Raw genomic sequence first — 25,762 nt, 5'->3', positions numbered from 1 at the left:
TCCGATGATCTGTTCTTCTGCGAACCGGGAACGCTTCATTCCGTCCGCCTCCTTGATTGCGACGGACTCTACCAAATCTTGGAGAAATTTTAGGGGCTCAGGTCAAAGCGGCCCGCCGCTGTGGCAGCCATATTATGGCAGCGCCCTTTATTGGGCGCGCGAGTTGGCCATCGTTCTGGGTGGATAAACTCCGTGTAACGGAAAGTAGGGAAAGTGATGATGACGCGGCGGCGAACCGGGTGGCAATCAAGAGTTGATTGCCGTCTCAGTCACCAATGCAAGAAAATTTTCCCGCCAATCATACCGAGGAAACCCGTGATTGCGATGCCGAGCGTATACCAGATTGCAATAAACGGCATTCCGGACTCTGGACAATGCAATGAATAGATGAGAACTCCTACAGCGCCCGAAACAATACCGGCAACCAGACCGGCAAGGCTAGGATTTGCCGGTGCAAGTCGGCGTATGGCTGCGAGCAGGAGCGCGAGCGTGGGAAGCGCGATGAGAACAATCAGCCATGGACAGACCAACGCAGTTTGTCCCCATATCAGCACCTGTGCTTGCCCGGGCCCGGCGTTTAGCAACTGGATTGATGCCGCACCTGCAAGACAAGCCAGAAGTATGGCCAGCGGTAACCAGTGCAATCCTGTGCGAACGGGCCGGGACAAGGCGAATAATGCAGGGATCAGTATTAATAAAAGCAGGACTGCGTAGCCGAATTTCATCCAATAGGCAGCTGTCGTCATCGCCAACGGCAAATCGTGACGCGCGCCGAGGAAACCCAGCATAATCGCAAGCCCGCCTGCAATACCTCCCGTCGTATAACGCAAGAAAAGCTGGCGCATTGCGTGAGGGCCAATCGGTTTGACATCTGCTGTCAGCTTGTCAATCAGATCATCGGTCACGCCCTTTGCCTCCAAATCTTTGGCCTCCAAATCTTTGCGCTATTGTTGCAAGACCGCGGTGGATGGCGACTTTGACCGCGCTCTGGCTCAAGCCGGTAGTCCGTGCGGCTTCATCTATGGATTGTCCCTCAATTTTTACTTTGCGGATCAAACCCGCAGTGCGCTCTGGGACAGCGCTCAACATCCGGTCCACGTCCATGCGCGCGTCGGCGGCTTCAGCTTCATCGGACACAGGAACATCTTCTTCCAGAGATGTAGCAGCCTCGCGCCCGTGACGGCGTAGATGATCGACAAGCTTGTGATGTGCAATTCCATTCACCCAGGGTAGAAACGCCATGCCTCGATCATAGGTTATGCGTCGGGTATGGATCGCCAGCAACGTCTCCTGAATGAGGTCTTCCGCTTGCGATTTGTCTCCAAAAAGTCGCCGTAGAAAATAAGGCTTCAATCGGCGCGACAAATCCTCAAGCAAGGTCCGATAGGCTGCCTTGTCTCCGTCGAGCGCCAATATCATCAGTTTTTTTAACCTCTCTTCATTCGAATAGGTCAGGTTGCAACTCCCAATCACCGGCATATTCGTGAAAGAAGCGGAAAAGGTTACATCTTCCGACGAGGCGATCACATCGCCGTGATCGGTGTAACCATTTGCCCTTGTCTGTCGAAACGCCTCCCGTTACGCGCCGCTGGCGCCCAGATGAACAGGAGTATCGTCATGACCATCAAACAGAACATCGTCGTCCTTCCGGCGCTGGCCCTGCTTGCAGCTATATCTTTCACGCCGGTTTCTTTTGCGCAAGACGCGATGAAAACCGACACCATGAAGTCTGACACCATGAAGAAGGATTCCATGGGCAAGCATGACGCCATGAAAGATGACGCCATGCATAGCGATACAAAAAAGAAAATGAAGAAACATGACGACAAAGCGATGAAGAGCGACGCCATGAAACAGGACGCGATGCAGTCCGACGCTATGAAAAAGCCTCAGTAATTGTTCTGGCCCGTCAGTCTTCCCTCAGGATTGGCGGGCAAATTACCGGAGCGCAACATCATGAAACAGCTCGTCTATCGCCAGCGCCTGCTGACGCGCCTTACACACTGGATTTGGGCTGCAAGCCTTTTCTTTCTGCTGCTGTCGGGGTTGCAGATATTCAATGCGCACCCCACGCTCTATTTCGGTAACGAATCCGGTTTCGACTACGATAATGCCGTTCTGGCAATTTATGCCGTCGACGGCGAAAGCGGCCCTGAGGGGCGTGTCGATATCTTGGGCAAAAGCTTCCAGACCACCGGTTTTCTCGGCGTATCGGGAGCCACAAGTGCTCCCGCCTATCAGGCATTTCCCCCAGCGTTGACCATTCCGTCCTATCGCGATCTGGCAACCGGGCGCGTGGTTCACTTCTTCTTCGCCTGGGTTCTGGTGGGCACCCTCATGCTATGGTTTGTCAGTAGTGTTTTGAACCGGCATCTAAAGAATGATCTGCTGCCATCTGCGTTGGATATAAAGAGCCTGCCCGGCGATTTTCTCAACCATCTGAAACTCCGCTTTCACCACGGAAAAACATACAATCCTATCCAGAAACTGACATATTTTGTGGTGCTTTTCGGCCTTTTCCCCATGACTGTCGTTACGGGGCTGGCCATGTCTCCCGGCATGGATGCCGTACTGCCGCTAACGGAATGGCTCGGTGGGCGCCAGACAGCCCGCACTCTTCATTTTCTAGCCGTTTTCCTTCTTTCGACATTCTTCATCATACACATCGCGATGGTGTTTGCGGCAGGTCCGATCAACGAAATGCGATCGATGATTTCCGGTTGGTATCGCGCCGACCTTCCAGAGAAGAATGAGGACAGGCATCCATGAGCAAACTGAACATTTCCAGACGTCGGTTCCTTTCCTTTTCCGGAGCTGCGGCCTCCTCCATTGTATTGAGCGGTTGTGATGCTTTCGATTTTGTCGGCGACAACGAAAGCGTTACGCGGCACGTCCTCGAAAAGGCGAACGACCTGACCTACCGCATTCAACGGCAACTGCAGGGACATAGTGCTCTTGCAAGGGAATATGGGGAAAGCGAGCTGCGTCAGGGTCAAAAACCGAATGGTGAAACCAATCCTGCGACAGAAGAATATGAAGCACTTCGCGCTGCCGATTTCTCAGACTATGTGTTGCAGGTAACAGGTCTCGTGGAAAAACCGGCAGGTTTTTCGCTGGAGGAGTTGCGCAACATGCCAAGGCGTACCCAGATCACCCGCCACGACTGCGTGGAAGGCTGGAGTACAATCGCCAAATGGACAGGCGTTCCCTTGAGCCAGATTCTCGATGCGGTACGTCCCGCGCCATCCGCGCGCTTTGTCGTCTTCCACTGCTTCGACAGAACCGACAATGCGCGGGGGCCAGCGTCCTTTTACGGTAGTATAGACCTGATCGAAGCCCGTCATCCGCAGACCATTTTGGCCTATGGCCTCAACGGCCGCGCCCTTCCTGTGGAGAACGGGGCTCCGCTTCGCCTGCGCGTTGAAAGACAGCTCGGATATAAGATGAGCAAATACATCAAATCGATCGAACTCGTGTCGAGTTTCGCAAATATTCAGGGTGGAAAGGGCGGCTATTGGGAGGACTATGGATATGACTGGTACGGTGGGATATGAATTTCTTAACCGCTGGACATGCCGATATGATTGCGCAGCATAAGCTTATTCGGGTCGACAGCACGAACAATATGCAATGAAAAACGTCGTATCTGCGTTGACCGCGCCATTTTCGCCCCAATAATCTGGCTTCAGGCCAGTCAGAAGTTACCAAGCGGGATCCGGCTTGCTGGCATCGAACTCGTTCAAACAGCAATTCGCGGAACTTGCAGAATAATCGCGTCCATAGTCACGGATGGGTTCCATCCATAAGGAATTTTTGCAACGCAACCACTGTGGGCAGTCAGTTGCAATTCATACCGACGGTCGCGGTTGACGGACTCCGTCCCCTGAGCCGGGGAAGGCATGAGACCACACCTCGCCCGGTGTCAGATTCTCTGGAAACCGCCGATCAACTGGCGCAGTCCGAACACGGCACCAAGGACGATGCAGACCAGCGTCACCGGACCCGACCATGCGAGTGCGGCAACCCCCGAGACTCCCTGTCCGATGGAGCACCCCATGGCGATCACTCCGCCGATGCCCATGAGTGCGGCGCCGCCGACCTGCCAACCAAGTTCCCTGGGGTCGTCGCAGGCTTCCCAGACAAATGTGCCCTTGATACTGGTGCCGATGAAGGCGCCGAGCACAACACCGGCCACCGAGCCGACGGAAAAGGTGATCCCGCCCGCGGTTGACGTCATTAGATAGATCAAGGTTCGGCCGATCGGTGCCGTGAAGGATGGTCCCTCCGGCGTGATAGCACCGAGGCTGATCTCTTCAAGGTAGGACGTGCCCGCAAAACACCAGGTCACGGCAATGCCGGCAGCGACACCCCAGGCCAGCATGCGCCAATCCTTGCGGAGGGGCTCATTGGAAAGCGCCCAGACCAGACAGACGAGCGCGGCCGTGACGATGGTCACCGCCGCCGGTATGCCCAGAAAGGCCTGAAGATCGTGCACAATGCCTTGGGGCGCCGTCGCTTCGGGCTGCGGAAACAGGAGCGTGCGCAGCGGCGCGAGCGGTCCCGACAGCGCAACGAATCCGACGATCCCCATCACGACGACCAGAACGAGCGAACGCACATCCCCGCCGCCGAAGCGCGCCAGTGCGCCAAAACCGCAATTGCCCGCGAGTGCCATGCCGTAGCCAAAGAGCAACCCACCGATGATCGAGGCGAACGGATTCCATACAAGGGCGTGGTAGAGCGTACCTTCGAGGTTGACCAGCCCGGCCCAAGCGCCGAACTGGGTCCCGAGGATCGCGACGCCGATGACGACCCCCCACAGGCGCAGGCGCTTCTGGTCGCCGCCGTAGACGGCGGACTCCAGTGCGGCGAGCGTGCACAGTCCTCCCAGACGCCAGCCGAGCCCCAGCACGAGGCCGCCGCCGAGTCCTACGAGCGCTGCCAGAAATCCGACCGGTAGTGTCTCCATTGCTCCCCCTCCCGAAGAGATCAGATGTCTGCCGCTTCCCTGAACAGATTTGCCAGAAAGATGACGGCTTCGCGGGCCTTGGCATCACGGATCGAATAGAAGATCGCGTTGCCGTCGCGCCGCGCCGCCACGAGCCCTTCCAGCCTGAGACGCGCAAGCTGCTGGCTGACGACGGCTTGGCGGGCCGAAAGCAGGTTTTCGAGTTCTGTCACGCTCTTGGGACCGTCGATCAGGTGACACAGGATGGTCAGGCGACCGTCGTGCCCCAACGCCTTCAGGAATTTCGACACCCTCTCGGCGCGATCGATCAGTGTCTCCAACGCGCCTTCCCCTGGCGCTGGCGTGGCCACCTTGTTCACGTCCTTAAACATCCCTCCGGGCAAACGCGCTTCGAACCATTGCCGTTCGGCGCGTCCGCAGTGCCCGAGCAGACGCAACAGATTGCCGCAAGTAGCTTCCTTCGGGCGCGTGGATACTGTGCCTCAACCTCGTATACTGCCTCGCCGACGATTCGGACAGGGCATTTTTCACTTTGTCACCGTCCCACCGGCTTTGCCGATCAGGTCATCCAGCAAGACCCAGAAGAAGTCTTCTGCGGGGTAACCTTCGATTCGTCCCTTCTCCACGCCGTCGACGACGAGAACGAAGGTCGGCGTAAAGGCCGGAGTTCTCGCAATCGTCAGGCCTGCCGGCAAGCTGGCATGGAGATCAAGCCGTCGAAGCGGCGCGATGCGTCCTTCCCATGTCTTCGGATATTCCGGCGACACCTCCTCGTCCCAGCGGGCGCAATAGAGGCAGCCAGGCTGCTCGAACATCAGCAATTCCATGGCGGCGCTGGCCGGCATGGCCGGCCACACGAAAAGAGCAATCATAAAGGCGAGGCGCCGCTGGAACATGTTGACAGACCATATATAAAGATAGAGATATTCTAATTTCGAACTCTTGTGAAAGCAACCATGCAATCGCAGAGTCTCAATGGGGTCGGGCAGTGCTTGGGAGGAAGCCATGCTGGAGATCAGTTACGGTGGAGCCGTCGCGGCGGGGCTCCTGTCCTTCCTGTCGCCGTGTATCCTGCCGATGGTGCCCTTTTATCTGTCCTACATGGCGGGCCTCTCGATGCAGGAACTGCGGGAGGGGGAACAGATAGCCGCAGGTGCGCAGCGCCGGCTCTTCATTCAGGCGGTCGCGTTCGCGCTTGGCGTGACCACGATTTTTGTCCTGCTCGGGCTTGGCGCCACCGCACTCGGCCACCTCTTCCTGCAATGGAAGGAGACGCTCTCCTGGGTCGCTGCGGCGGTGCTGATCGTCTTCGGGCTACATTTCCTCGGTGTGTTCCGCATTGGTTTTCTCTACCGAGAAGCACGGATGCAATCGACGGCTAACCCGACGACACTCGCGGGCGCCTATCTCATGGGACTCGCTTTCGGGTTCGGCTGGACGCCCTGCGTCGGGCCGGCGCTGGCGGCAATCCTGATGGTCGCGAGCGGCATGGGAGACCTCTGGCGTGGAGGCCTGCTGCTCCTCGCCTACGGAATAGGGATGACGTTGCCATTCGTCGTCGCCGCCCTGTTTGCGCGTCCTTTTCTGGCTTTCGTTGGCCGGCACCGCGCGCTCATGGGGCATGTCGAAAAGCTGATGGGCCTGATGCTGATCATCTTCGGCATCCTGATCGCGACCAATTCTGTCAACCTGATCGCAGATGCGCTGATCCAGAACTTCGACTGGTCGGCGACGCTGAAGTGATCGAGAGGAGATACACACATGCACCCGGTACGACTGCTTTTCGCCTGCGCATTGCTTATCGTCGGCAGCCTCATCTTGGCGCCAGCATTCGCCGTGGAACTCGGCGACGACGGACTGCATAAACCGACCTGGTTGCGTGAGACATTCAAGGATTTGCGCGAAGACCTCGCCGAGGCCAATCGCGAGGGCAAGCGGCTCCTCCTGATCGTCGAACAGCGCGGATGCATCTATTGCACAAAGATGCATGAGGAGGTGTTTCCTGACCCGAAGATCGATCAACTCATCCGCGACAACTACTTCGTCGTACAGCTCAACCTCTTCGGTAACGTCGAGGTGACGGACTTCGACGGAACGGTCCTGCCGGAGAAGGAAATGGCCGTGCGCTGGGGCGTCATGTTCACCCCCACGCTCATCTTCCTGCCGGAGGAAGTAAAGCCGAATCAGACCGCGGCCGAAGCCGCAGTCGCCAAGATGCCGGGGGCTTTTGGAAAGGGAACCACGAGCGCGCTGCTCACATGGATTCGGGATCACTGCTACGCTTCCGGAGAGCACTTTCAGAAATTCCTTGCGCGACAAGTGAACCCATGACGTATAAAACATAATTAAAATCAATATATTATAAGGTTATTCAAAAATATCTATATATAGCTATTGTTATGGATCGCCGGTCGAACTAACTTGTGCGAGGAGAGAAGAGGGAGGAGAGGATGAAATGGCAGTTCTGCCTGGCATCAGCGGTTCTGGTATCCGCTGCCACGCCGGCCCTTAGCGAGACCGCGCCGTCAGGGGCCGTTTTTCACGAAGGCGCAATCGAGATGTCGCTGTCCGGGAAGCAGGGGGATCCGGCCGCAGGCCTGAAGGTTATGACCACGAATGCCCTCGGCAATTGCGTGGCCTGCCACCAGATCAGCCAGCTGCCGGAAGTGTCGTTCCAGGGCAACATCGCGCCACCGCTCGACGGTGTCGCCGATCGTTACTCGGAAGCGCAGCTGCGAGGGATCGTGGCCAATGCGAAGATGACCTTCGAGGGCAGTTTCATGCCGGCCTTCTACAAGACCGACGGCTATGTCCGGCCCGGCAATGGCTACACCGGCAAGGCGCCCAAAGGCCCCCTGCCACCAATCCTGAGTGCCCAACAGATTGAAGACGTGGTGGCGTATCTGCTGACGCTCAAAGAGTGAAGCAGATATACGTTCGAGAGGAGTGTGACATGAACTTTACCAGACGAAACGTTCTTTTGGCCGGCATCGGCGGGATCACGGCGCTGGCCCTGCCGCTGCCGGTCACGGCGGCGACCATCGAGGCCCTGACAAACGAGTTCACCGGTGGCGCAACTGCCGGCAGCGACGGCGTGACCCTGACCGCTCCGGAGATTGCCGAAAACGGCAATACCGTTCCCGTGTCGGTCGATGCACCTGGTGCGGTGGCGATTCTGCTGCTCGCCGAAGGCAACCCGGAACCCGCCGTTGCGACGTTCAAGTTCGGCCCGGCGGCCGGTAGCCAGTCGGTCGCAACCCGCATCCGCCTCGCCAAGACGCAGAACGTCATCGCCTATGCCAAGATGGCGGACGGCTCGATCAAGAAGGCGCAATCGACCGTGAAGGTCACCATCGGCGGCTGCGGCGGCTGATCGAATTAGGAGGAAAGGCAACATGGCATCGGATGCAAAACCGCGTGTGAAAGTGCCGAAATCGGCCAAGGCTGGCGAAATCGTGACCATCAAGGCGCTTATCAGCCACAAGATGGAATCCGGCCAGCGCAAGGACGCCGACGGCAAGATCATTCCACGTTCCATCATCAATCGCTTCACCTGCGACTTCAACGGCAACAATATCGTCGATGTCGCCATCGATCCGGCCGTTTCGACCAACCCGTACTTCGAGTTTGCCGCCAAGGTCGATGCCGCAGGTGAATTCAAGTTCACCTGGTACGACGACGACGGTTCCGTTTACGAAGAAAAGAAGTCGGTCGGGGTTGCCTGAGCTGCATGTTGATCTAGGGAGGAGAAAGACATGCCAAGTTTCAGCAAAGCGACACTTGCCGCCGTCCTGGGCCTTTGCCTTGCCGGTCCGGCCGGTGCGGACCCGGTCGAAGACACACTGGAGATCCAGACGGACGACGGGCCGGTCACTCTGGTGACCAGCGCACCGGCGCCCGCCCATCTCGAGGGCGCTTTCGATACGATCTGGTCGGGTTGGCATTTCCGCGAGGACGACACCCGAGCGATGGAAAAGGACGACTTCGACAATCCGGGCATGGTCTTCGCCGACCGCGGCCGGGACCTGTGGAACCAGTCGATGGGTGTGAAAGGCGAGTCCTGCGCCAGCTGTCACAACGGACCGGAAAGCATGAAGGGCCTGCGCGCCGTTCTGCCGCGCGTCGATGACAAGTCCGGCAAGTTGATGATCATGGAAGACTACATCAACCAGTGCGTAACCGAGCGCATGGGCATTGAGAAATGGGGCGTCACCTCGGGCAAGATGAAGGACATGCTGGCGCTCATCTCGTTGCAGTCGCGCGGTGTTATCCAGAACGTGGCGATTGACGGTCCGGCTGCCTCCTATTGGCAGAAGGGCAAGGAGATGTACTACACACGCTATGGTCAGCTCGAAATGTCGTGCGCGAGCTGTCATGAGGCCAATTACGGGAAGTATATCCGGGCCGACCACCTGAGCCAGGGACAGACGTCCGGCTTTCCCGTCTATCGCCTCAAGGATGCGGGCATCGTAACCTCGCAGCAGCGCTTCGTCGGTTGCGTCCGGGATACCCGGGCCGAGACCTTCAAGGCAGGCTCCGACGAGTTCAAGACGCTTGAGCTCTATGTCGCCTCGCGTGGCAACGGCCTCTCCATCGAGGGCATTGGCGTCAGACCCTGACGGCACGGACCGCCGCGCCATTGGGCGGCGGTCCCACACAAACATTCGTATTCAACACGGCAAGGCTCCGGCACGTTGGTTTCCGGACGGATTTTTGCTGCACATGTTTCCGAGGAACGGGCATGATCAACCGGCGTGAATTTCTACAGGCATCAGTGGCGGTCTCCGCCATATTCGGCCTCTCAGGTTTTGGAAACTGGTCGAGCCTCGCCGCTCAGCAGGCCATGACCCAGGACGACCTGCTCGCCTTTCAGGACTACGGCAATGTCACGCTGATCCATATCACCGACATTCACGCGCAAACGAAGCCGATCTGGTTCCGCGAACCCGAAATCAACATCGGAGTCGGCGAAGCGAAAGGCCGCCCGCCGCATCTCACCGGCAGGGATTTCATCGAGGCCTTCAAGATCAAGCCCGCGTCTGCCGAAGCCTACGCGTTGACCTGCGAGGATTTCGAGGCGCTCGGCAAGACCTACGGCAAGATGGGCGGCATGGACCGGGTGGCAACGGTCGTCAAGGCGATCCGCGCCGCCCGCCCGGAAGCCATCCTGCTCGACGGTGGCGACACCTGGCACGGTTCAATGACCTCCCTGCTGACCAAGGGCCAGGACATGGTGAACATCATGAACGCGCTGAAGGTCGACGCCATGACCAGCCACTGGGAATGGACCTACGGCACCGAACGGTTGAAGGAGATCGTCGACGCCCTGCCGTTCTCCTTCCTCGGCGCCAATATCTACGATTCCGAATGGAACGAGCCAGCCTTCGAGCCCTACACTTTCTTCGAGCGCGGCGGCGCCAAGATTGCCGTGATCGGCCAGGCATTCCCCTATATGCCGATCGCAAATCCGGGCTGGATGTTCCCGGAATACTCCTTCGGCATCCGCGAAGAGCGGATGCAGCAAATGGTCGATGAAGTCAGATCCAAGGGCGCAGATCTCGTCGTCTGCCTCTCGCACAACGGCTTTGACGTCGATCGCAAGATGGTGAGCCGCGTCAAAGGGATCGACGTGATCCTCACTGGCCACACGCATGACGCGGTTCCCGAACCGATAGTCATCGGCGAGACGATCCTGATCGCCTCGGGCTCGAACGGCAAATTCGTCAGTCGCGTCGACCTCGACGTGCGCGACGGACGCATGATGGGCTATCGCCACAAGCTCATTCCGGTCTTTTCCGATGTGATTGCACCCGATCCGGAGATGGCGGCACTGGTCGACGACGAGCGTGCCCCGCACAAGGAAAAGCTTGAGGAGAAGATTGGGACCACCGAGAGCCTTCTCTACCGCCGCGGCAATTTCAACGGAACCTGGGACAACCTGATCTGCGATGCCATCCGGTCCGAGCGGGATGCGGAGATCGCAATGTCTCCAGGCGTGCGCTGGGGCACGACACTGATGCCCGGCGACGCAATCACCCGAGAGGATATCCACAACGTCACCTCGATGACCTACGGCGCCTGCTACCGGACCGAGATGACCGGCGAGACGCTGAAGACCATCCTCGAAGACGTCGCCGACAACCTGTTCAACACCGACCCCTATTATCAACAGGGGGGCGACATGGTCCGCGTCGGCGGCATCGGCTTCACAATCGACATCGGCCAGCCGATCGGCCGCCGCATCTCCGACATGGTGCTCGTTGACAGCGGAAAGGCCATCGACGCCGGCAAGAGCTACACCGTCGCCGGCTGGGCATCCGTCAACCAGGGCACCGAGGGGCCGCAGATCTGGGACGTGATCGAGAGCCATGTCCGAAAGCTCGGGACGGTGAAGGTCACCCCCAGCTCATCCGTTAAAATTGCTGGAATCTAGTAGAATAAGGAGCGTTTGCCATGTCGGACCACCCCGCAAACGGCACATCTAGACGCAGCTTCCTGCGTAATACGGCCCTGACCGCCGCAGGGCTGGTCACAGGGGCCGGGGTCGCCCGTGCAGCCGAACCAGACCCGTTGATCACCGAAGTCCAGCCCTGGGCTTCAGCCTTTGGCGACCCTGTCGATGCGACACCTTACGGAATGCCGATCCAGTTCGAGAGCCATGTCGTACGCCGTAACGTCTCGTGGCTGACGGAGAGCCCCGTCTCCTCGATCAATTTCACGCCGATCCATGCCCTAGAGGGCACGATCACGCCGCAGGGCTGCGCCTTCGAGCGCCACCATTCCGGGGCGATTGAAATGTCGAAGACCGAATACCGTCTGATGATAGACGGTCTGGTCGACACGCCACTCGTCTTCACCTTCGAGGACCTGACCCGCTTTCCGCGCGCAACCGCAACGGCCTTTCTCGAATGTGCCGCCAATGGCGGGATGGAATGGGGCGGCGCCCAGCTTGAGGGCTGCCAGTTCACCCAGGGCATGATCCATAACATGGAATATGTCGGCGTGCCGCTACGCCTTCTTCTGGAAGAGGCGGGCGTCAAGCCCGAAGGAAAGTGGATCTACGCCGAAGGGCATGACGCCTCGTCGAATGGGCGTTCGATGCCGCTCGACAAGGCCATGGACGACGTGCTGGTCGCCTTCATCGCGAACGGTGAGGCGTTGCGCAAGGAGCACGGATATCCGGTTCGTCTCGTCGTTCCCGGCTGGGAAGGCAATATGTGGATCAAGTGGCTCCGGCGCATCGGCGTCTACGATCAGGCTGTGGAAAGCCGCGAGGAAACCTCGAAATACACCGACCTGATGCCCGATGGACGCGCCCGCAAGTGGACCTGGGTCATGGATGCGAAGTCCGTCATCACCTCGCCCTCGCCCCAGGCGCCGGTCAGGCACGGCAAGGGTCCGCTCGTCCTCACGGGACTTGCCTGGTCGGGTAACGGCAAGATCACCCGCGTCGATGTTTCACTCGACGGAGGCCGTAACTGGCAGGAGGCGCGGCTCACCGGTGATGTCAGGTCGAAGGCGCTCACCCGCTTCCATCTGGACATCGACTGGGACGGCTCGGAGATGTTCCTGCAGTCCCGCGCAACCGATGAGACCGGTTATGTCCAGCCCACGAAGGACGAGCTGCGCGCTATCCGCGGACTCAACAACGTCTACCACAACAATTCCATCCAGACCTGGTGGCTGAGAGCAAATGGAGAGGTCGAGAATGTCGAAATTGCATAGGCTTGTACTCTCCGCCCTGTTCACCCTCTCCCTCGGCGCAACCCCGACCCTCGCGGAAAAACTCGGCCTTGGCCATCGCGCGCTGCCGGAAGAAATCAACGCCTGGGACGTCACGGTGCTCCCGGACGGCAAGGGACTTCGTCCGGGCTCCGGAGATGTCACCACCGGTGAAGCTGTCTTCGGAGAGAAATGCGCGGCCTGCCACGGCGAATTTGCCGAGGGACTTGACTCCTGGCCGGTTCTGGCCGGCGGACAGGGTTCATTGAAGGATCGGCGCCCGGTCAAGACAATCGGCAGCTACTGGCCGCATCTCTCGACCGTCTGGGACTACGTGCACCGCTCCATGCCCTTCGGAAGTGCGCAGACCGTTTCGGTCGATGAAACTTACGCGATCACCGCCTTCCTCCTCTATTCGAACGGGCTGGTCGATGAGGATTTCGTGCTTTCGAAGGAGAATTTCAGCGAGGTTCAGTTGCCGAACAGTCAGGGTTTCTACGCGGACGATCGCTCTGAAGCGGAATACCCGCTCTTCAGAAAAGAACCCTGCATGAAGGACTGCCGGGGACCGGTCAAGGTCACCAAACGAGCCGTGGAACTGAAAGTGACGCCGACAGACCCGGACGGGAAGCCGGCCGGCACTCTGCCCGGCATCGCCGGTCCGCTGCCGGTGCAGCAGAAATCGGAAGTTGCCGCGCCGACGGTGGAGACCGACACGGCCGCCGCGCCGTCCGAGGTCAAGGCACCGGTCGAGACTGCATCCGCCGAGGACATGGATCACGATGACGGTGCGAAACACGAGCTCGTCAAGGCGGGAAAGACAGTCTTCAAGAAGTGCCAAGCCTGCCACAAGATCGGCGACGGCGCCAAGAATTCCGTCGGGCCGCATCTGAACGGCGTTATCGGGCGCGTCCCCGGCACCGTCGAGGGCTACAAGTATTCCAAGGCGTTTTCCAAGCTGCAGGCCACGGGAGAGGCCTGGGATGACGCGCGCCTCGCCGCTTTCCTCGAAAAGCCGAAAGCTTTCGCAGCCGGGACGAAGATGGCCTTTGCAGGCCTAAAGAAGGAAGACGAGCGTGCGGCATTGATCGCCTATCTGAAGAGCGCCGGCAAATGACCTATCTCCGGAGCATCCTCCCTCCCGATGCATCGCATCGCCGCGGTGTGGGAATGCCGCGGCGAAGACCTGCGACGATCTGAACCGGAACAGCCATGAGCCTTGCCCGCCGCCGCTTCATGATTTCGGTTGCCTGCGCAGGTGCCGCACTCGCGGCGCCGTCCGTTAACGGTCGGGCACGGGCAAAGGTCGTCGTTGTCGGTGGCGGCGCTGGTGGTGCCAGCGTCGCTCGCAAGATCGCGATCGACTCGTCTGGTCAGGTCGATGTCACACTCGTCGAACCGAACGCGCGACACACGACCTGCTACTTCTCGAACCTTTATCTTGGCGGCTTGCGCAGTTTCGAGAGCCTCCAGCATGGCTATGACGGACTGATGCGTGCCGGTGTCGGCGTCATCCCGGATTTCGCTGCTGCCATCGACCGAAGGAAGCGCCGTGTCGTGCTCGCAGGCGGCGAACACCTCCCCTATGATCGCCTGGTGGTGGCGCCAGGCATCGATTTCGTCGAGGACTCCGTTGAAGGCTGGACTCTTGAGGCGTCCGACCGGATGCCGCATGCCTACCGGGCCGGTCCGCAGACGCTTCTTCTGGCAAAGATGATCGCGTCCATGCCGCAGGGAGGCGTGTTCGCCATGGTCGCGCCATCCGAACCCTACCGCTGCCCGCCCGGCCCCTATGAGCGGGTCAGCATGATCGCGCATTACCTGAAGGGGAATAACCCCACGGCCAAGATCATCATCATCGATCCGAAGGAAACGTTCACGCTGCAGAAGCTCTTCGAGGACGCGTGGCTCAAATATTACGACGGCATGATCGAATGGATCGGTCCCGATTTCGGCAGCCGTAACCTTTTAGTTTCACCTGACGCGATGGAGATCTCCGTCGATGGCGAGGCAATCAAGGTCGATTGCTGCAATGTCATCCCTGACCAGAAGGCCGGCAGGATTGCCGCTCTCGCCGGACTGACGGACGATAGCGGTTGGGCGCCCGTCGATCCGTTCTCGATGCGCTCGCGCCTGGATAATAGCGTCTTCGTGCTCGGCGACAGCGCCCAGCAGGGCGACATGCCGAAATCGGCGACTTCCGCCCACTCGCAGGCGCAGGTCGTCGCAGCCTCGGTGGTCGGGGACCTGACCGACCGGGCAACACCGGAACCGGTCTATTTCAACGCCTGCTGGTCGGCGCTGGCGCCAGGTGACTCGGTGAAGGACGGCGGGACCTACAAGCCCGCCGCCGGAAAGATTGCCAGCATCCGGAAATATGTCTCGCAGGCCGATGAAGATCCGGCCACGCGAGCGGCGACCTACCAGGAGAGCATCGACTGGTATCATACCCTCACGGCCCAGATCTTCGGCTGATCCGAACCAATCGGGAGAAAGATTCGACATGCAAACCCGCCGCCGCTTCATTGCCTCGACCGCCGCCTTTGCGGCTAGCGCCGTGTTATTGCCGCGACAGGTTTTCGCCGCGACGACGCTGACCCTCGGCGACGTCCGGATCGACACGCTTTCCGACGGGAATCTCGTGCTGCCCGCCGATTTCATAACCGCCGGTATGCCACAGCCGGAAACGAACACGATCCTCTCCTCTTACGGCGTTGCCGGTAGCCAGATGACGCCGCCCTGCAACGTCACGCTTCTGCGCGATGGCACCAACACCGTTCTCTTTGATCTCGGCGCCGGTCCCGATTTTCAGCCGAGTGCGGGCAAGCTGTCCGCCGCCATGGACGCGCTCGGTGTGAGGGCTGACGATGTAACGCATGTGGTCTTTACCCATGGCCATCCCGACCATCTCTGGGGTCTGCTCGATGAATTCGACGAGCCGGTCTTCGCCAATGCCGAGCACATGATCGGCGCAACCGAGTTCGACTACTGGATGGACCCGGGCACCGTCGACACGATCGGCGATGCGCGCAAGACCTTCGCGGCTGGCGCCGCCCGTCGGCTCGGCGTCATCGCCGAAAGCGCGCGGCGCATAAATGACGGGGAAGAGGTTCTTCCCGGTGTTGCGGCACGGCTCACTCCCGGTCATACGCCGGGACATCTTTCCTTTGAAATTCGCTCCGGCTCGACAAGCGTCATGGTGGTCGGCGACGCGATCGGTAACCACCATGTGGCGTTTGAGAAGCCGGACTGGGCGACAGGTTCCGACCAGGAGCCGGAGCTTGCCGCTCGTACTCGCGTAAAGCTGATGGACGAGATCGCTACGTCTGCCATTCCCGTGATCGGCTACCATCTGCCGGACAACGGCATCGGCCATATCGAGAGGAAAGGCAATGCCTACCGCTTTGTACGGATACTTTAGGGTCTAAACAACCCGGCCTCAAGGCATCGAGGTTGCCTGACGGGGCCGGTCGATCAGCCAGTCGGTCACTATGGCACCGACCCACATGCAGAACAGCGCGAGCCAGGCGGTCGCGGCGAAGATCGACGTACCGCTGACACCGGCGCCGATCGCGCAACCGCCAGCGAGCATTGCCCCGAACCCCATCAGCATCGCACCGCTCAGCGACCGGCGCATCTGGCTCTCCCCATCGAAACCCTGGAACTTCAACTCACGCGAGATTGCTGCGGCGAGGAAAGCTCCTCCGAACGCGCCCGGCACCAGCCCGATATCGAAATCGAGTACCGGATCGCTGGTGAGGAAGAACATCAGGGTCGACGCGGAGGGACCGGAAAAGGTGATGGACGTCACATTCACCGGATCGAACGCCGCGGTCGAAAGCGACCAGGTCAGAACCCAGCCGACGGCCACGGAAAATCCCACACCGGAGGCGAAGAAGAGGATTTTCCAGCCGATCTTTTCCCTGACGGAGAGATAGAGCGCCAGCGCCGCGGTCACGAAGCCCAGTAACGGACCGGACCAGGCCGGCAAGTGAAGAAGCCCCAGCAGGTTGACGTTCTGGCCCGCCGGTGTCGTCCAGAGTCCCGCCAGCCACTGGCGTAGTGGAGCCAGCCAGCCACGAAGCGACATTTGCGCGCTGACAGCGAAAACCAGCCCGGCCACAACCGAGCGCAGATTACCGGTGGCCGCGAGCACGAGAAGGCGTCCGGAACAGCTCCGCGCCATCACCATGCCTGCCCCGAACATCAACCCACCGACGATGGCACCCGACCAGGAGCCGGTGATCGCCATCATCCGCGCATCGGTCGGACGGAAAAGGCCGGATTGCCCGGCCAGCCAGACCCAGATCAATGCAGTTGAGAAGGTGAGTAACCAAACGGCAAGCCTGCCGCTGAGGCGACCACGCGAGAACTCGACTGTCGCGGCCCTGAGACAGAAGGCGGACTTTTGCGCCGAGAAGCCGAAGATTCCACCCGTCACGAGACCGAAGAGCGCAGCCAGCCGCGGCTCGTCGAACTGGTCTAGCAGCGATGTCAAATCCATTCAGCCCCCTCGAACGTCCCTACCGCTGCAAATAACTGCGCGAGATTATACCTTCTATTCTCTCCGGGCATATCACCCCTATCGATCTGCGGCAGTGAGACGCAGACCGTTGTAAAGACTGCGTTTCATGATCTCTTGGCGACGGCAGAAACGGCGTCTGCGAAGGTTGTGTTGCAAAAATCTGCTTGGCATGGAGCCCGGCTTATCTTTGGACGCAACTATGCTGCGAGTTCCGCGAATTGCTGTTTGAGCGAGGGCGCTTTGGCTGTTGCAAAAATACCCTGCTGCTTGCGCATCATGTGAATGAGTTCGATGCCGGTAAACGTGATCCCGGCGGTGATCCTGTTCGATGATGTTATTCATGTATTTGCTGGAGCGGATGGTGATGGGCCTCGCGGCCTGGAGATCGCGGTTTCTGCAGAAATAGAACTCGACCGTATCGCCATGGCTGTCGATGGCGCGAATTCCTGCCACCTCTTGACAGCAACCGCGATATCGATAAATTCCAACTGGACTAGTGGAAAGACCAGTGGGTCAGTGGGAACAGTGTTGACCGTCGCACATAATCTTCTGCTCGATAAAAATACGGGCCTGGGGCGAAATCTGGAGCGGCGCACCATCAAGGATGTGATCGCCGACAAGATCGCAGCTCTTATTGCTTCCGGGGTGCTGGCGGTTGGTGATGAACTGCCGGGCGAGCGGGAACTATCCGCAGCTCTTTCGGTCAGCCGTCAGACAGTGCGCAGCGCCATACAGACGCTTGCCGCGCGTGGCGTGCTGGAAGTCTCGCATGGATCGCGTACACGCGTTGCCAAAGCTGATCTTTCCGGCATGGCGGTTGGCATAACATCGCGGCTCAATGTCGATCTTTACGATGTTCATGCGGTGCATACGGCGAGACTTCTGGTCGAGCAGCAGATTGTCGGTGATGCCGCCGAGCGTATCTCGGACGAAGCGCTGGACATATTGCGTCGTTCGCTCAAGGCGCAGGTCGATTGCCTGAACGATCCGGTCCGCTTTCTGATTTGCGACCGCGAGTTTCACGTCACCATCTATCGCGAATGCGGAAATCCGCTGCTCGCCGACATCGTCACCGATCTTTACACCTATATGCTGGAGCACCGCCGGCGCGCCGTTGCGCAGCCGGGCGCGATTGATGGCAGTTTTTCCGACCATCAGGCGATCTTGCAGGCGCTGGAAAAGCGCGACCGGAACGCAGCAATGGCGGCCTTCGCCGCGCATGAAGAGCGAATTTACGTTTCAACGAAGGACTTGCTTGCCAAGGTGCGTGACAAGCGCGGCTGAGGGAGTTGGATTCTGACAGCAACCGTGAACGGGAAGGGCAGAATTGCATGCATGTTTCGATTATCGGCGCGGCAGGGATGGTTGGCCGCAAGCTGTCCGAAGCAATCGCTCGTGACGGCGGCATTGACGGAAAGCCCGTCGGGCAACTGACGCTGGTGGATGTGATTGCTCCGACCCCACCAGAAGGCTTTACCGGCAAGGTCCATGCAAGTGCCGGGGATATTTCCGACCCCGCCGTCACACGTGCGCTGATTGCCGAGCGTCCGGACCTTATCTTTCATCTGGCGGCCATCGTTTCGGGCGAAGCGGAACTCGATTTCGACAAAGGCTATGCGATCAATCTCGACGGCACGCGCTATCTGCTGGAAGCGATCCGCAAGGAGAGCGAAAAAGCGCCATACAAGCCACGCGTTGTCTTCACATCATCCATTGCCGTATTCGGCGCGCCGTTCCCGGAAAAGATCGACGACGAGTTTTTCCTGACGCCCCGCACCAGCTATGGCGCGCAGAAAGCAATCGGCGAACTGCTGCTCGCGGATTATGCCCGCAAGGGTTTTCTGGATGGCATCGGCATTCGCCTGCCGACGGTCTGCATTCGTCCCGGCAAGCCAAACAAGGCGGCATCGGGTTTCTTCTCCAATATTCTCCGCGAACCTCTGGTCGGACAGGAAGCGATCCTGCCGGTCGATGAATCGGTGCGTCATTGGCATGTGAGCCCGCGCCGCGCGGTTGGCTTCCTGCTTCATGCTGCAACCATCGATCTGGCTACAGTCGGTCATCGCTGCATTCTCAATATGCCGGGCCTGTCGGCAACGGTCGGCGAGCAGATCGAAGCCCTGCGCCGCGTCGCTGGCGACAAAGCGGTGTCGCTCATCCGTCGTCAGTCCGATCCGTTGATCGAAGGCATCGTGTCCGGCTGGGCGCAGGATTTCGATGCGAGCCGCGCCATCGCGCTCGGATTTGTCGGCGACAAGTCCTTCGACGAGATTATCCGTATCCATATCGAGGACGAACTCGAGAAAGCCTGAACGGCATCGATATCGACGCGCGGTCACGCAGAAAAATAATGGGAGGTTTCGCATGGCGTCGGGCAATACGGCAACCGTGATCGGTCTTGGCTCGATGGGGTGGGGCGCTGCCCTGTCCCTGTTGCGCGCGGGTTTTCACGTCAAGGGCGTGGATATACGCGATGAAGTGCTGAAGCGGTTTACGGCGGAAGGCGGCGAAGCTTTTTCCTCGCCTGCCGATGCGGGCAAAAGCGATGTCGTCTTTGTCTTCGTGGTCAATTCCGATCAGGCCAGGGAAGTTCTTTTTGGTCCGAAAGGTGCGGTGCAGACTGCGGTGCCCGGCACGGTGTTTCTCCTGTGCGTAACGATGGCGCCGAGTGTCACGGTCGAGATCGCCGCCAAACTTGAGGCGGCGGGCATGGCGGTCATCGACGCGCCGGTTTCCGGCGGTTATCAAAAGGCGCTGAGCGGCGAAATGACGGTTATGGGATCGGGCGCGGATGCGGCTTTCGCCAAAGCCGCCCCCGCTCTTGATGCCGTTGCGGCCAAGGTGTTCCGGCTTGGCGAAGAACCGGGCCTTGGCTCGAAGGTCAAGATGATCAATCAGCTGCTGGCCGGCGTTCACATCGCCGCTGCCGCTGAAGCGCTGACGCTCGCCGCCAAGGTTGGTCTCGATTTGCAGACGGTGTTCGATGTCATCCGCGTTTCCGCAGGCTCGTCATGGATGTTTGAAAATCGCGGGCCTCATATCGTTGATGGTGATTATACGCCACGTTCTGCGGTCAATATTTTCGTCAAGGATATGGGTATCGTAACGGGCGAAGCGTCCGATGCCGGCGGCGCCACGCCACTCAGCGAAGCCGCGCTGGCCCTGTTCAGCCAGGCATCCGAGGCCGGTTTTGGCTTCGAAGATGATGCTGCCGTTGCCAAGATACTGGCCGCCCGCAGCGGTATTGTCCTGCCGGGCATGCCGGACGGAGAGAAATAACGATGGCTATCGTACTGGGCGCCATTGCCGATGACTTCACCGGAGCCACAGACCTTGCCGGATTATTGGCCCGCAGCGGTTACCCGGTTTCCTTGCGCTTTGGATTGCCGGACGAAACTGAAGCCTCGGATATCGAGGCGGCGGCGCCTTTCGAGATTATCGCGCTGAAATGCCGAACAGTTCCCGTTGACGAGGCCGTCACTCAGGTACGTGCAGCCTTCGCATGGCTGAAAGCAGCCGGTGCACAGCGGTTTTACTGGAAATATTGCTCGACTTTCGACAGCACCGCCGAAGGTAATATCGGGCCGGTCGCCGAAGCCTTAATGGCCGATATCGGCACATCGCAGACGATCTACTGCCCGGCTTTTCCCGAAAACGGCCGCAGCATTTTCATGGGGCATCTTTTCGTCGGTGAACAGCCGCTGGACGAAAGCCCGATGAAGGATCATCCGCTGACGCCGATGCGGGATTCCAGTCTGGTACGGTTGCTGCAACCGCAGGTCAAAGGCACTGTCGGGCTTGCCAATCGCCTCGTCGTGGCACGCGGCGTCGATGCCTTGAAGGCGCGGCTTGCGGAACTTGGCAGGCAAGGCGTGACGCATGTCGTTGTCGATGCGGTTGCGGATGAAGATCTGGGAACCATTGCCGAGGCAACGCTTGATCTGCCTTTGCTCACTGGCGGCAGCGCGCTTGCCATGCCCCTGCCGGGTCTTCTCGCCCGGACAGAACAATTGCAGCAAGGCGGGCAAGCGACGCAGACGCCTGTTGTCGGGGAAGGCCGGATCGTGCTCTCCGGCAGTTGTTCGGCCATGACGCTCAAACAGGTTGCGCATTATGCGGATAGAGCCGCGAGCTACCGTCTCGATCCGCTGGAACTGGCGGAGCATGGCGCAGGCGAGGCCGTCGCGTGGCTCCGGCAACGACCATTGGATGAGCCGAAGCTGATCTATGCCAGCGCTGAACCGGCATCGGTCCGTGCAGCTCAGGAAAAGCTCGGTGTGGAGCGCGCGGGCCGTATTGTGGAAGAGGCTCTGGCGGCCTTGGCGCGTGAGGCTTTCGGTCTTGGCATTCGTCGTTTCGTGGTGGCGGGCGGTGAAACATCCGGCGCAGTCGCACAGGCGCTCGGCATTTCTCGCGTGATGGTAGGGCAGGAGATCGCGCCCGGCGTTCCGTGGACTTTTGCCACCGTGGAAGGCGATACGGTCGCCCTTGCGCTCAAATCGGGCAATTTCGGCACCGAAACCTTCTTTGAAACGGCGCTGCGCAAGCTGGAGGTCGCATGAGCGAAGAAGCCAGACTCCGCGAAAGCATATGCCTTATGGCGAAATCCATGTTCGACCGGGGGCTGACGGGCGGCTCGTCGGGCAATATCTCGGCGAGGCTGTCGGATGGACGTCTGCTCGTGACCCCGACCGGCAGCTCTTTCGGGAATCTCGATCCGGCAAGGCTGTCGCTTTTCGATCGCGAGGGCAATTTTATCGGTGGCGACAAGCCGACCAAGGAAATGCCGTTGCATGCCGCTTTTTACGAAACGCGGGCAACCAGAACGGGCGCGGTCGTGCATCTGCATTCCTGCCATTCGGTCGCGTTGTCCATGCTGCCCGATGTGGACCCGGACAACATGCTGCCGCCGCTGACGGCCTATTCGATCATGAAACTCGGCAAAGTGAAGCTGCTGCCATATTTCATCCCCGGCGATCCCGCCATGGGCGATGCGATCCGCAGTCTGGCCGGCAAGCGAAGCGCCGTAATGCTGGCAAATCATGGGCCTGTCGTTGCCGCCAGGGATTTGGAAGCGGCGGTCTATGCGGTTGAAGAGCTTGAGGAAACGGCGAAGCTCGCCCTGCTCACAAGGGGCTTGAAACCGAACATGCTGACGGAGGCGCAAATTCGCCAGATCGTCGATAAATTTGATGTGGAGTGGGATTGATATGGCCAGTTTTTCAGCCAATCTCGGCTTTCTCTGGCAGGAGCTGTCGCTGCCCGATGCCATTCGCGCGGCAAAAGCCACCGGGTTCGATGCCGTGGAATGTCACTGGCCCTATAATTTCGATGCGGGCTTAGTTGCGGCCGCGCTGCGCGAAACCGGGCTGACGATGCTCGGCCTCAACACAAGCCGCGGCAATGTCGAAGCCGGTGATAACGGTTTGGCGGCAATTCCGGGACGGGAAGAAGAGGCGCAAGCGGCAATTCGACGGGCGGTTGATTATGCCGTCGCAATCGGGGCGCTGAATATCCATGTCATGGCAGGAAAGGCGGAAGGTGAGGCGGCGCATCGCACATTCGTCGCGAATCTCGCCTATGCCTGCGAACTGGCTGCTGCACATGGCCTGACGATCCTGATCGAGCCGCTCAACCATCGCGATGCACCGGGATATTTTCTGAAGTCATCGGGACAAGCTGTTGGGATCATTCAGGACGTGGCGGCAAGCAACCTGAAACTGATGTTCGATTGCTACCACATTCAGATCATGGAAGGCGATATCAGCAAAAGGCTGGAAGCGTTGCTGCTGCATATTGGACATATCCAGATTGCCGCCGTACCGGACCGGGCAGAACCCGATCATGGCGAGCTGGATTATCGACATATTGTCCGGCTGCTCGATGCGCTCGGCTATGAAAAGCCGCTCGGTGCCGAATATCGCCCGAAAACCACAACCGATGCCGGGCTGTCGTGGCTCTCCGGGTTGAAGGTTTTGTGATGATGGCAGCGGATCACGCAATCTCTTTCGTTAGAGCGTGTTTCGATCTGATTGAATCAGATCGGCGCTCTAACCTTTTGTTTTTACGCGCGTCTTATCCGAAAACCGTTTCACACTTTTCGGGACGCGCTCTAATGTTTCGCTATTGCGGCAAAACGAGATTGACTCACGGCCTTCGACCGGCCAACAATGGACCAGTGGTCCGTTCACCTTACCAGTTAAGGGAGGAGACGGTCCCGGCAGGGAATTAATGGCATAAGCAATGAGCGCGCCTGACTATCGGCTGCGCAGCATCGACTTAGTATTGAAATTCGATAATGCATGCAGGCCGAAGCATATCCGCCCTCCGGGTTATGAGGATCGACAGGATCTTGCTTCAACAGAAAATTCAGATTGAACTCGCTCTGAGGCCGGGGCCGCAATACGGAGGAATGCTGCGATGAGTGAGGCAACAGGTGCGAAGAGTGAGGCCATTGCGCTTGTCACCGGGGGCGGTACAGGTGTGGGGCGCGCTATCGCCAGGGCGCTGGGAGCACAAGGTTATCATGTCGTCATTTCCGGTCGTCGCATCGATGTGCTGGAAAAGGCGGCGTCCGATCTTGCGTCGCAAACCGGGGGAAGTTTTCACCCGATCGCAGCCGATGTGAGCGATCCGGTCGCCGTACGCAAACTGTTCGATGCGATTGTTGAAAAGTTCGGGCGGCTCGATCTTCTGGTTAACAATGCGGGCGTTCTCGTTCCCGGCGTGCCGCTTGAGGATGTCACATTCGAAGACTGGAGCGCTATTGTCGGCGCTAATCTGACCGGGGCATTTCTATGCACCCAGCAGGCTTTCCGGGTCATGAAAGCGCAAAACCCACGCGGCGGCCGCATCATCAATAACGGTTCCATTTCCGCGACCACACCGCGCCCCAATTCAGCGCCTTATACCGCGACGAAGCACGCCATTACCGGCCTGACCAAATCGACCGCGCTGGATGGGCGCAATTTCGATATTGCCTGCGGCCAGATCGATATCGGCAATGCCGCCAGCGATATGACGCAGAAGATATCAACCGGTGTCATTCAGGCCAACGGGACCATGGCGGCGGAGCCGACCATTGACCCGGCGCATGTCGCCAATGCGGTTGCCTATATGGCAAGCCTGCCGCTGGACGCCAATGTGCTGACCATGACCGTCATGGCAACGAAGATGCCTTATGTGGGTCGCGGATAACGATAAACGAACGACAATGAAAAGGCGCCGGAAGAGGAATCCGGCGCAGCAAATACCGAATAAGGAGAATATTGCGGGTACGCATCCCGGAAAGTGTAAAACGGATATCGGACAAGATGCGTGCCAAAAGCTAGATGCGAATGACGGAAGTGAGGAGCCGCCATTCACATCTTAAAAAACAGAATGCAGTCTGGGAGGAGATGCATGGCCAGTGTTCAATTCGCCGAAGTGAAAAAGTCTTTCGGCAATTTCCCCGTCATCAAAGGCGTCAATATCGATATTGAAGACGGCGAGTTCGTCATTCTCGTCGGCCCTTCGGGCTGCGGGAAATCGACCTTGCTGCGCATGCTGGCCGGACTGGAGAATATCTCCGGCGGCGAAGTCCGGATCGGCGGACGGCCGGTCAACAACCTGCCACCCAAGGAACGCGATATTGCCATGGTGTTCCAGAACTACGCGCTCTACCCGCATATGACGGTCGCCAAGAACATGGCCTTTTCGCTGATGCTGAATTCGGCACCGAAGGCGGAAATCGACAAGCGCGTGAATTATGCCGCGGGCATTCTGGGTCTGACCAATCTGCTCGACCGTTATCCGCGTCAGCTTTCAGGCGGTCAGCGCCAGCGCGTGGCCATGGGGCGCGCCATCGTTCGCGACCCGCAGGTTTTCCTGTTCGATGAGCCTTTGTCGAACCTCGACGCAAAACTGCGTGTTGCGATGCGCGCCGAGATCAAGGAACTGCATCACCGGTTGAAAACGACGACTGTCTACGTGACGCACGACCAGATCGAGGCCATGACCATGGCCGACAAGATCGTTGTCATGCATGACGGCATTGTGGAACAGGTCGGTTCGCCGCTGGATCTCTATGACAATCCCAACAATCTGTTTGTGGCGGGGTTTATCGGTTCTCCGGCCATGAATATGATCAAGGGCAAGCTCGATCCGCAAGATCCACAGGTGTTCGTGGCTTCCGACGGCACTAGGCTGCCGTTGTCGCGCAGCTATCCGCAGGCGGTGGGACGAGACCTCGTTTACGGTCTGCGCCCGGAATATATCCGGCTTGACGGCGCCGGTCTGGCCGCGCCGGTGGTCGTCATAGAACCGACAGGCTACGAAACGCAGATGGTGGTGAATTTCGGCGGTACGGAAGTCACCTGTGTTTTCCGCGAGCGCGTCGATGTGCGCCCCGGTGAGGTGATCAATATTTCGATTGATCCGGGCAATGTTCACCTCTTCGACGAAGAGAGTGGCGCACGTCTTATTGCATGAATTTACACAAGAGCATTTCCAGCAAAAGTGCATAGCGGTTTTGCGTCGGATAATGCGATAAAACAAAGACTTAGAGC

The 25,762-nt window shown here is 59.1% G+C and carries 29 protein-coding genes and 1 pseudogene; 23 read left to right on the top strand and 7 right to left on the bottom strand.

Going from position 1 to position 25,762, the window contains the following annotated elements:
* Positions 1 to 187: hypothetical protein (locus FHS76_RS22445; RefSeq protein ID WP_210306009.1), on the top strand; the 187-nt coding region annotated here is incomplete at its 5' end.
* Positions 188 to 269: 82 nt separating this feature from the next.
* Here the strand turns inward: FHS76_RS22445 and FHS76_RS05655 are convergent.
* Both FHS76_RS05655 and FHS76_RS05650 read right to left on the bottom strand, forming a co-directional pair.
* Entirely contained in the window at positions 270 to 905 is a 636-nt protein-coding gene (locus tag FHS76_RS05655) for an NrsF family protein (protein WP_183649284.1), read from the bottom strand.
* A complete protein-coding gene (locus FHS76_RS05650) occupies positions 895 to 1,419 on the bottom strand; it encodes a sigma-70 family RNA polymerase sigma factor (protein ID WP_183649339.1) in 525 nt (174 codons plus the stop codon). Before FHS76_RS05650 ends, FHS76_RS05655 begins: the two co-directional genes overlap by 11 nt.
* A 198-nt stretch (positions 1,420 to 1,617) precedes the next feature.
* On the opposite strand from FHS76_RS05650, the gene FHS76_RS05645 reads away from it, so the two are divergent.
* Genes FHS76_RS05645 through FHS76_RS05635 form a run of 3 tightly spaced genes read left to right on the top strand, consistent with a single transcriptional unit; the run spans position 1,618 to position 3,554 of the window.
* On the top strand, positions 1,618 to 1,896 hold the full coding sequence (locus FHS76_RS05645) for a pentapeptide MXKDX repeat protein (RefSeq protein WP_183649281.1): 279 nt from the start codon (positions 1,618 to 1,620) through the stop codon (positions 1,894 to 1,896).
* 60 nt (positions 1,897 to 1,956) lie between these two features.
* Entirely contained in the window at positions 1,957 to 2,769 is an 813-nt protein-coding gene (locus tag FHS76_RS05640) for a cytochrome b/b6 domain-containing protein (protein ID WP_183649277.1), read from the top strand.
* Positions 2,766 to 3,554, top strand: coding sequence for a molybdopterin-binding protein (locus FHS76_RS05635; RefSeq protein ID WP_183649274.1), 789 nt, complete (start codon positions 2,766 to 2,768; stop codon positions 3,552 to 3,554). The genes FHS76_RS05640 and FHS76_RS05635 overlap by 4 nt, the downstream gene beginning before the upstream one ends.
* 368 nt (positions 3,555 to 3,922) lie before the next feature.
* On the opposite strand, the gene FHS76_RS05630 is transcribed toward FHS76_RS05635, so the two are convergent.
* The 3 genes from FHS76_RS05630 to FHS76_RS05620 all read right to left on the bottom strand — a co-directional run bounded on the left by FHS76_RS05630 (position 3,923) and on the right by FHS76_RS05620 (position 5,976).
* A complete protein-coding gene (locus FHS76_RS05630) occupies positions 3,923 to 4,969 on the bottom strand; it encodes a YeeE/YedE family protein (protein ID WP_183649271.1) in 1,047 nt (348 codons plus the stop codon).
* 20 nt (positions 4,970 to 4,989) lie between these two features.
* Positions 4,990 to 5,328, bottom strand: coding sequence for an ArsR/SmtB family transcription factor (locus tag FHS76_RS05625; RefSeq protein WP_328700446.1), 339 nt, complete (start codon positions 5,326 to 5,328; stop codon positions 4,990 to 4,992).
* A 168-nt stretch (positions 5,329 to 5,496) separates the two neighbouring features.
* Positions 5,497 to 5,976 carry a hypothetical protein gene (locus tag FHS76_RS05620; protein ID WP_328700445.1) on the bottom strand — a complete coding sequence of 160 codons (480 nt, stop codon included), beginning with the start codon at positions 5,974 to 5,976 and terminating at the stop codon, positions 5,497 to 5,499.
* Between FHS76_RS05620 and FHS76_RS05615 the strand changes: the two genes are divergently transcribed.
* The 11 genes from FHS76_RS05615 to FHS76_RS05565 all read left to right on the top strand — a co-directional run bounded on the left by FHS76_RS05615 (position 5,975) and on the right by FHS76_RS05565 (position 16,112).
* On the top strand, positions 5,975 to 6,712 hold the full coding sequence (locus FHS76_RS05615) for a cytochrome c biogenesis CcdA family protein (protein WP_183649265.1): 738 nt from the start codon (positions 5,975 to 5,977) through the stop codon (positions 6,710 to 6,712). The genes FHS76_RS05620 and FHS76_RS05615 overlap by 2 nt on opposite strands.
* An 18-nt stretch (positions 6,713 to 6,730) precedes the next feature.
* Positions 6,731 to 7,300, top strand: coding sequence for a thioredoxin family protein (locus FHS76_RS05610; protein ID WP_183649262.1), 570 nt, complete (start codon positions 6,731 to 6,733; stop codon positions 7,298 to 7,300).
* Between the two features lie 119 nt (positions 7,301 to 7,419).
* A complete protein-coding gene (soxX, locus tag FHS76_RS05605) occupies positions 7,420 to 7,893 on the top strand; it encodes a sulfur oxidation c-type cytochrome SoxX (RefSeq protein WP_183649259.1) in 474 nt (157 codons plus the stop codon).
* Positions 7,894 to 7,922: 29 nt separating this feature from the next.
* The gene (soxY, locus tag FHS76_RS05600; protein WP_183649256.1) at positions 7,923 to 8,342 is read left to right on the top strand and encodes a thiosulfate oxidation carrier protein SoxY; all 420 of its coding nucleotides are present in this window, start codon (positions 7,923 to 7,925) and stop codon (positions 8,340 to 8,342) included.
* 22 nt (positions 8,343 to 8,364) lie between these two features.
* On the top strand, positions 8,365 to 8,694 hold the full coding sequence (gene soxZ / locus FHS76_RS05595; protein ID WP_183649253.1) for a thiosulfate oxidation carrier complex protein SoxZ: 330 nt from the start codon (positions 8,365 to 8,367) through the stop codon (positions 8,692 to 8,694).
* 30 nt (positions 8,695 to 8,724) lie between these two features.
* A complete protein-coding gene (gene soxA / locus FHS76_RS05590) occupies positions 8,725 to 9,588 on the top strand; it encodes a sulfur oxidation c-type cytochrome SoxA (protein ID WP_183649250.1) in 864 nt (287 codons plus the stop codon).
* A gap of 122 nt (positions 9,589 to 9,710) precedes the next feature.
* Positions 9,711 to 11,402 (top strand): thiosulfohydrolase SoxB, encoded by a 1,692-nt coding sequence (soxB, locus tag FHS76_RS05585; protein WP_183649247.1) that lies wholly within the window; start codon positions 9,711 to 9,713, stop codon positions 11,400 to 11,402.
* A gap of 20 nt (positions 11,403 to 11,422) precedes the next feature.
* Entirely contained in the window at positions 11,423 to 12,694 is a 1,272-nt protein-coding gene (gene soxC / locus FHS76_RS05580; RefSeq protein WP_183649244.1) for a sulfite dehydrogenase, read from the top strand.
* Positions 12,678 to 13,808 (top strand): c-type cytochrome, encoded by a 1,131-nt coding sequence (locus FHS76_RS05575; protein ID WP_183649241.1) that lies wholly within the window; start codon positions 12,678 to 12,680, stop codon positions 13,806 to 13,808. Before soxC ends, FHS76_RS05575 begins: the two co-directional genes overlap by 17 nt.
* Positions 13,809 to 13,903: 95 nt before the next feature.
* On the top strand, positions 13,904 to 15,166 hold the full coding sequence (locus FHS76_RS05570; protein ID WP_183649238.1) for an NAD(P)/FAD-dependent oxidoreductase: 1,263 nt from the start codon (positions 13,904 to 13,906) through the stop codon (positions 15,164 to 15,166).
* Between the two features lie 28 nt (positions 15,167 to 15,194).
* Complete coding sequence (locus FHS76_RS05565) at positions 15,195 to 16,112, top strand: MBL fold metallo-hydrolase (protein WP_183649235.1); 918 nt, start codon at positions 15,195 to 15,197, stop codon at positions 16,110 to 16,112.
* A gap of 18 nt (positions 16,113 to 16,130) precedes the next feature.
* On the opposite strand, the gene FHS76_RS05560 is transcribed toward FHS76_RS05565, so the two are convergent.
* Both FHS76_RS05560 and FHS76_RS22510 read right to left on the bottom strand, forming a co-directional pair.
* Positions 16,131 to 17,195, bottom strand: a complete 1,065-nt coding sequence (locus FHS76_RS05560) for a YeeE/YedE family protein (protein WP_183649233.1) — start codon at positions 17,193 to 17,195, stop codon at positions 16,131 to 16,133.
* 218 nt (positions 17,196 to 17,413) lie between these two features.
* Positions 17,414 to 17,657: pseudogene (locus tag FHS76_RS22510) on the bottom strand (hypothetical protein); the annotation flags it as partial.
* 87 nt (positions 17,658 to 17,744) lie between these two features.
* On the opposite strand from FHS76_RS22510, the gene FHS76_RS05555 reads away from it, so the two are divergent.
* The 8 genes from FHS76_RS05555 (at position 17,745) to FHS76_RS05520 (ending at position 25,685) form a co-directional block, all read left to right on the top strand.
* Positions 17,745 to 18,500 (top strand): FadR/GntR family transcriptional regulator, encoded by a 756-nt coding sequence (locus FHS76_RS05555; protein WP_235992574.1) that lies wholly within the window; start codon positions 17,745 to 17,747, stop codon positions 18,498 to 18,500.
* 47 nt (positions 18,501 to 18,547) lie between these two features.
* Complete coding sequence (denD, locus tag FHS76_RS05550; protein WP_183649230.1) at positions 18,548 to 19,528, top strand: D-erythronate dehydrogenase; 981 nt, start codon at positions 18,548 to 18,550, stop codon at positions 19,526 to 19,528.
* Between the two features lie 52 nt (positions 19,529 to 19,580).
* Positions 19,581 to 20,495 (top strand): L-threonate dehydrogenase, encoded by a 915-nt coding sequence (ltnD, locus tag FHS76_RS05545; RefSeq protein ID WP_183649227.1) that lies wholly within the window; start codon positions 19,581 to 19,583, stop codon positions 20,493 to 20,495.
* Between the two features lie 2 nt (positions 20,496 to 20,497).
* Entirely contained in the window at positions 20,498 to 21,778 is a 1,281-nt protein-coding gene (gene otnK / locus FHS76_RS05540) for a 3-oxo-tetronate kinase (RefSeq protein WP_183649224.1), read from the top strand.
* On the top strand, positions 21,775 to 22,425 hold the full coding sequence (gene otnC / locus FHS76_RS05535; RefSeq protein ID WP_183649221.1) for a 3-oxo-tetronate 4-phosphate decarboxylase: 651 nt from the start codon (positions 21,775 to 21,777) through the stop codon (positions 22,423 to 22,425). The genes otnK and otnC overlap by 4 nt, the downstream gene beginning before the upstream one ends.
* Position 22,426: 1 nt before the next feature.
* Positions 22,427 to 23,197, top strand: a complete 771-nt coding sequence (locus FHS76_RS05530; RefSeq protein WP_183649218.1) for a hydroxypyruvate isomerase family protein — start codon at positions 22,427 to 22,429, stop codon at positions 23,195 to 23,197.
* Between the two features lie 439 nt (positions 23,198 to 23,636).
* Positions 23,637 to 24,413, top strand: coding sequence for an SDR family oxidoreductase (locus FHS76_RS05525; protein ID WP_183649216.1), 777 nt, complete (start codon positions 23,637 to 23,639; stop codon positions 24,411 to 24,413).
* Positions 24,414 to 24,617: 204 nt separating this feature from the next.
* Complete coding sequence (locus tag FHS76_RS05520; RefSeq protein WP_183649213.1) at positions 24,618 to 25,685, top strand: ABC transporter ATP-binding protein; 1,068 nt, start codon at positions 24,618 to 24,620, stop codon at positions 25,683 to 25,685.
* The last annotated feature ends 77 nt before the right edge of the window (positions 25,686 to 25,762 follow it).

It is taken from the genome of Brucella daejeonensis, from assembly GCF_014199265.1.
In the GTDB taxonomy this organism is placed as follows: domain Bacteria; phylum Pseudomonadota; class Alphaproteobacteria; order Rhizobiales; family Rhizobiaceae; genus Brucella; species Brucella daejeonensis.
This window is presented reverse-complemented; position numbering and strand designations above follow the sequence as displayed.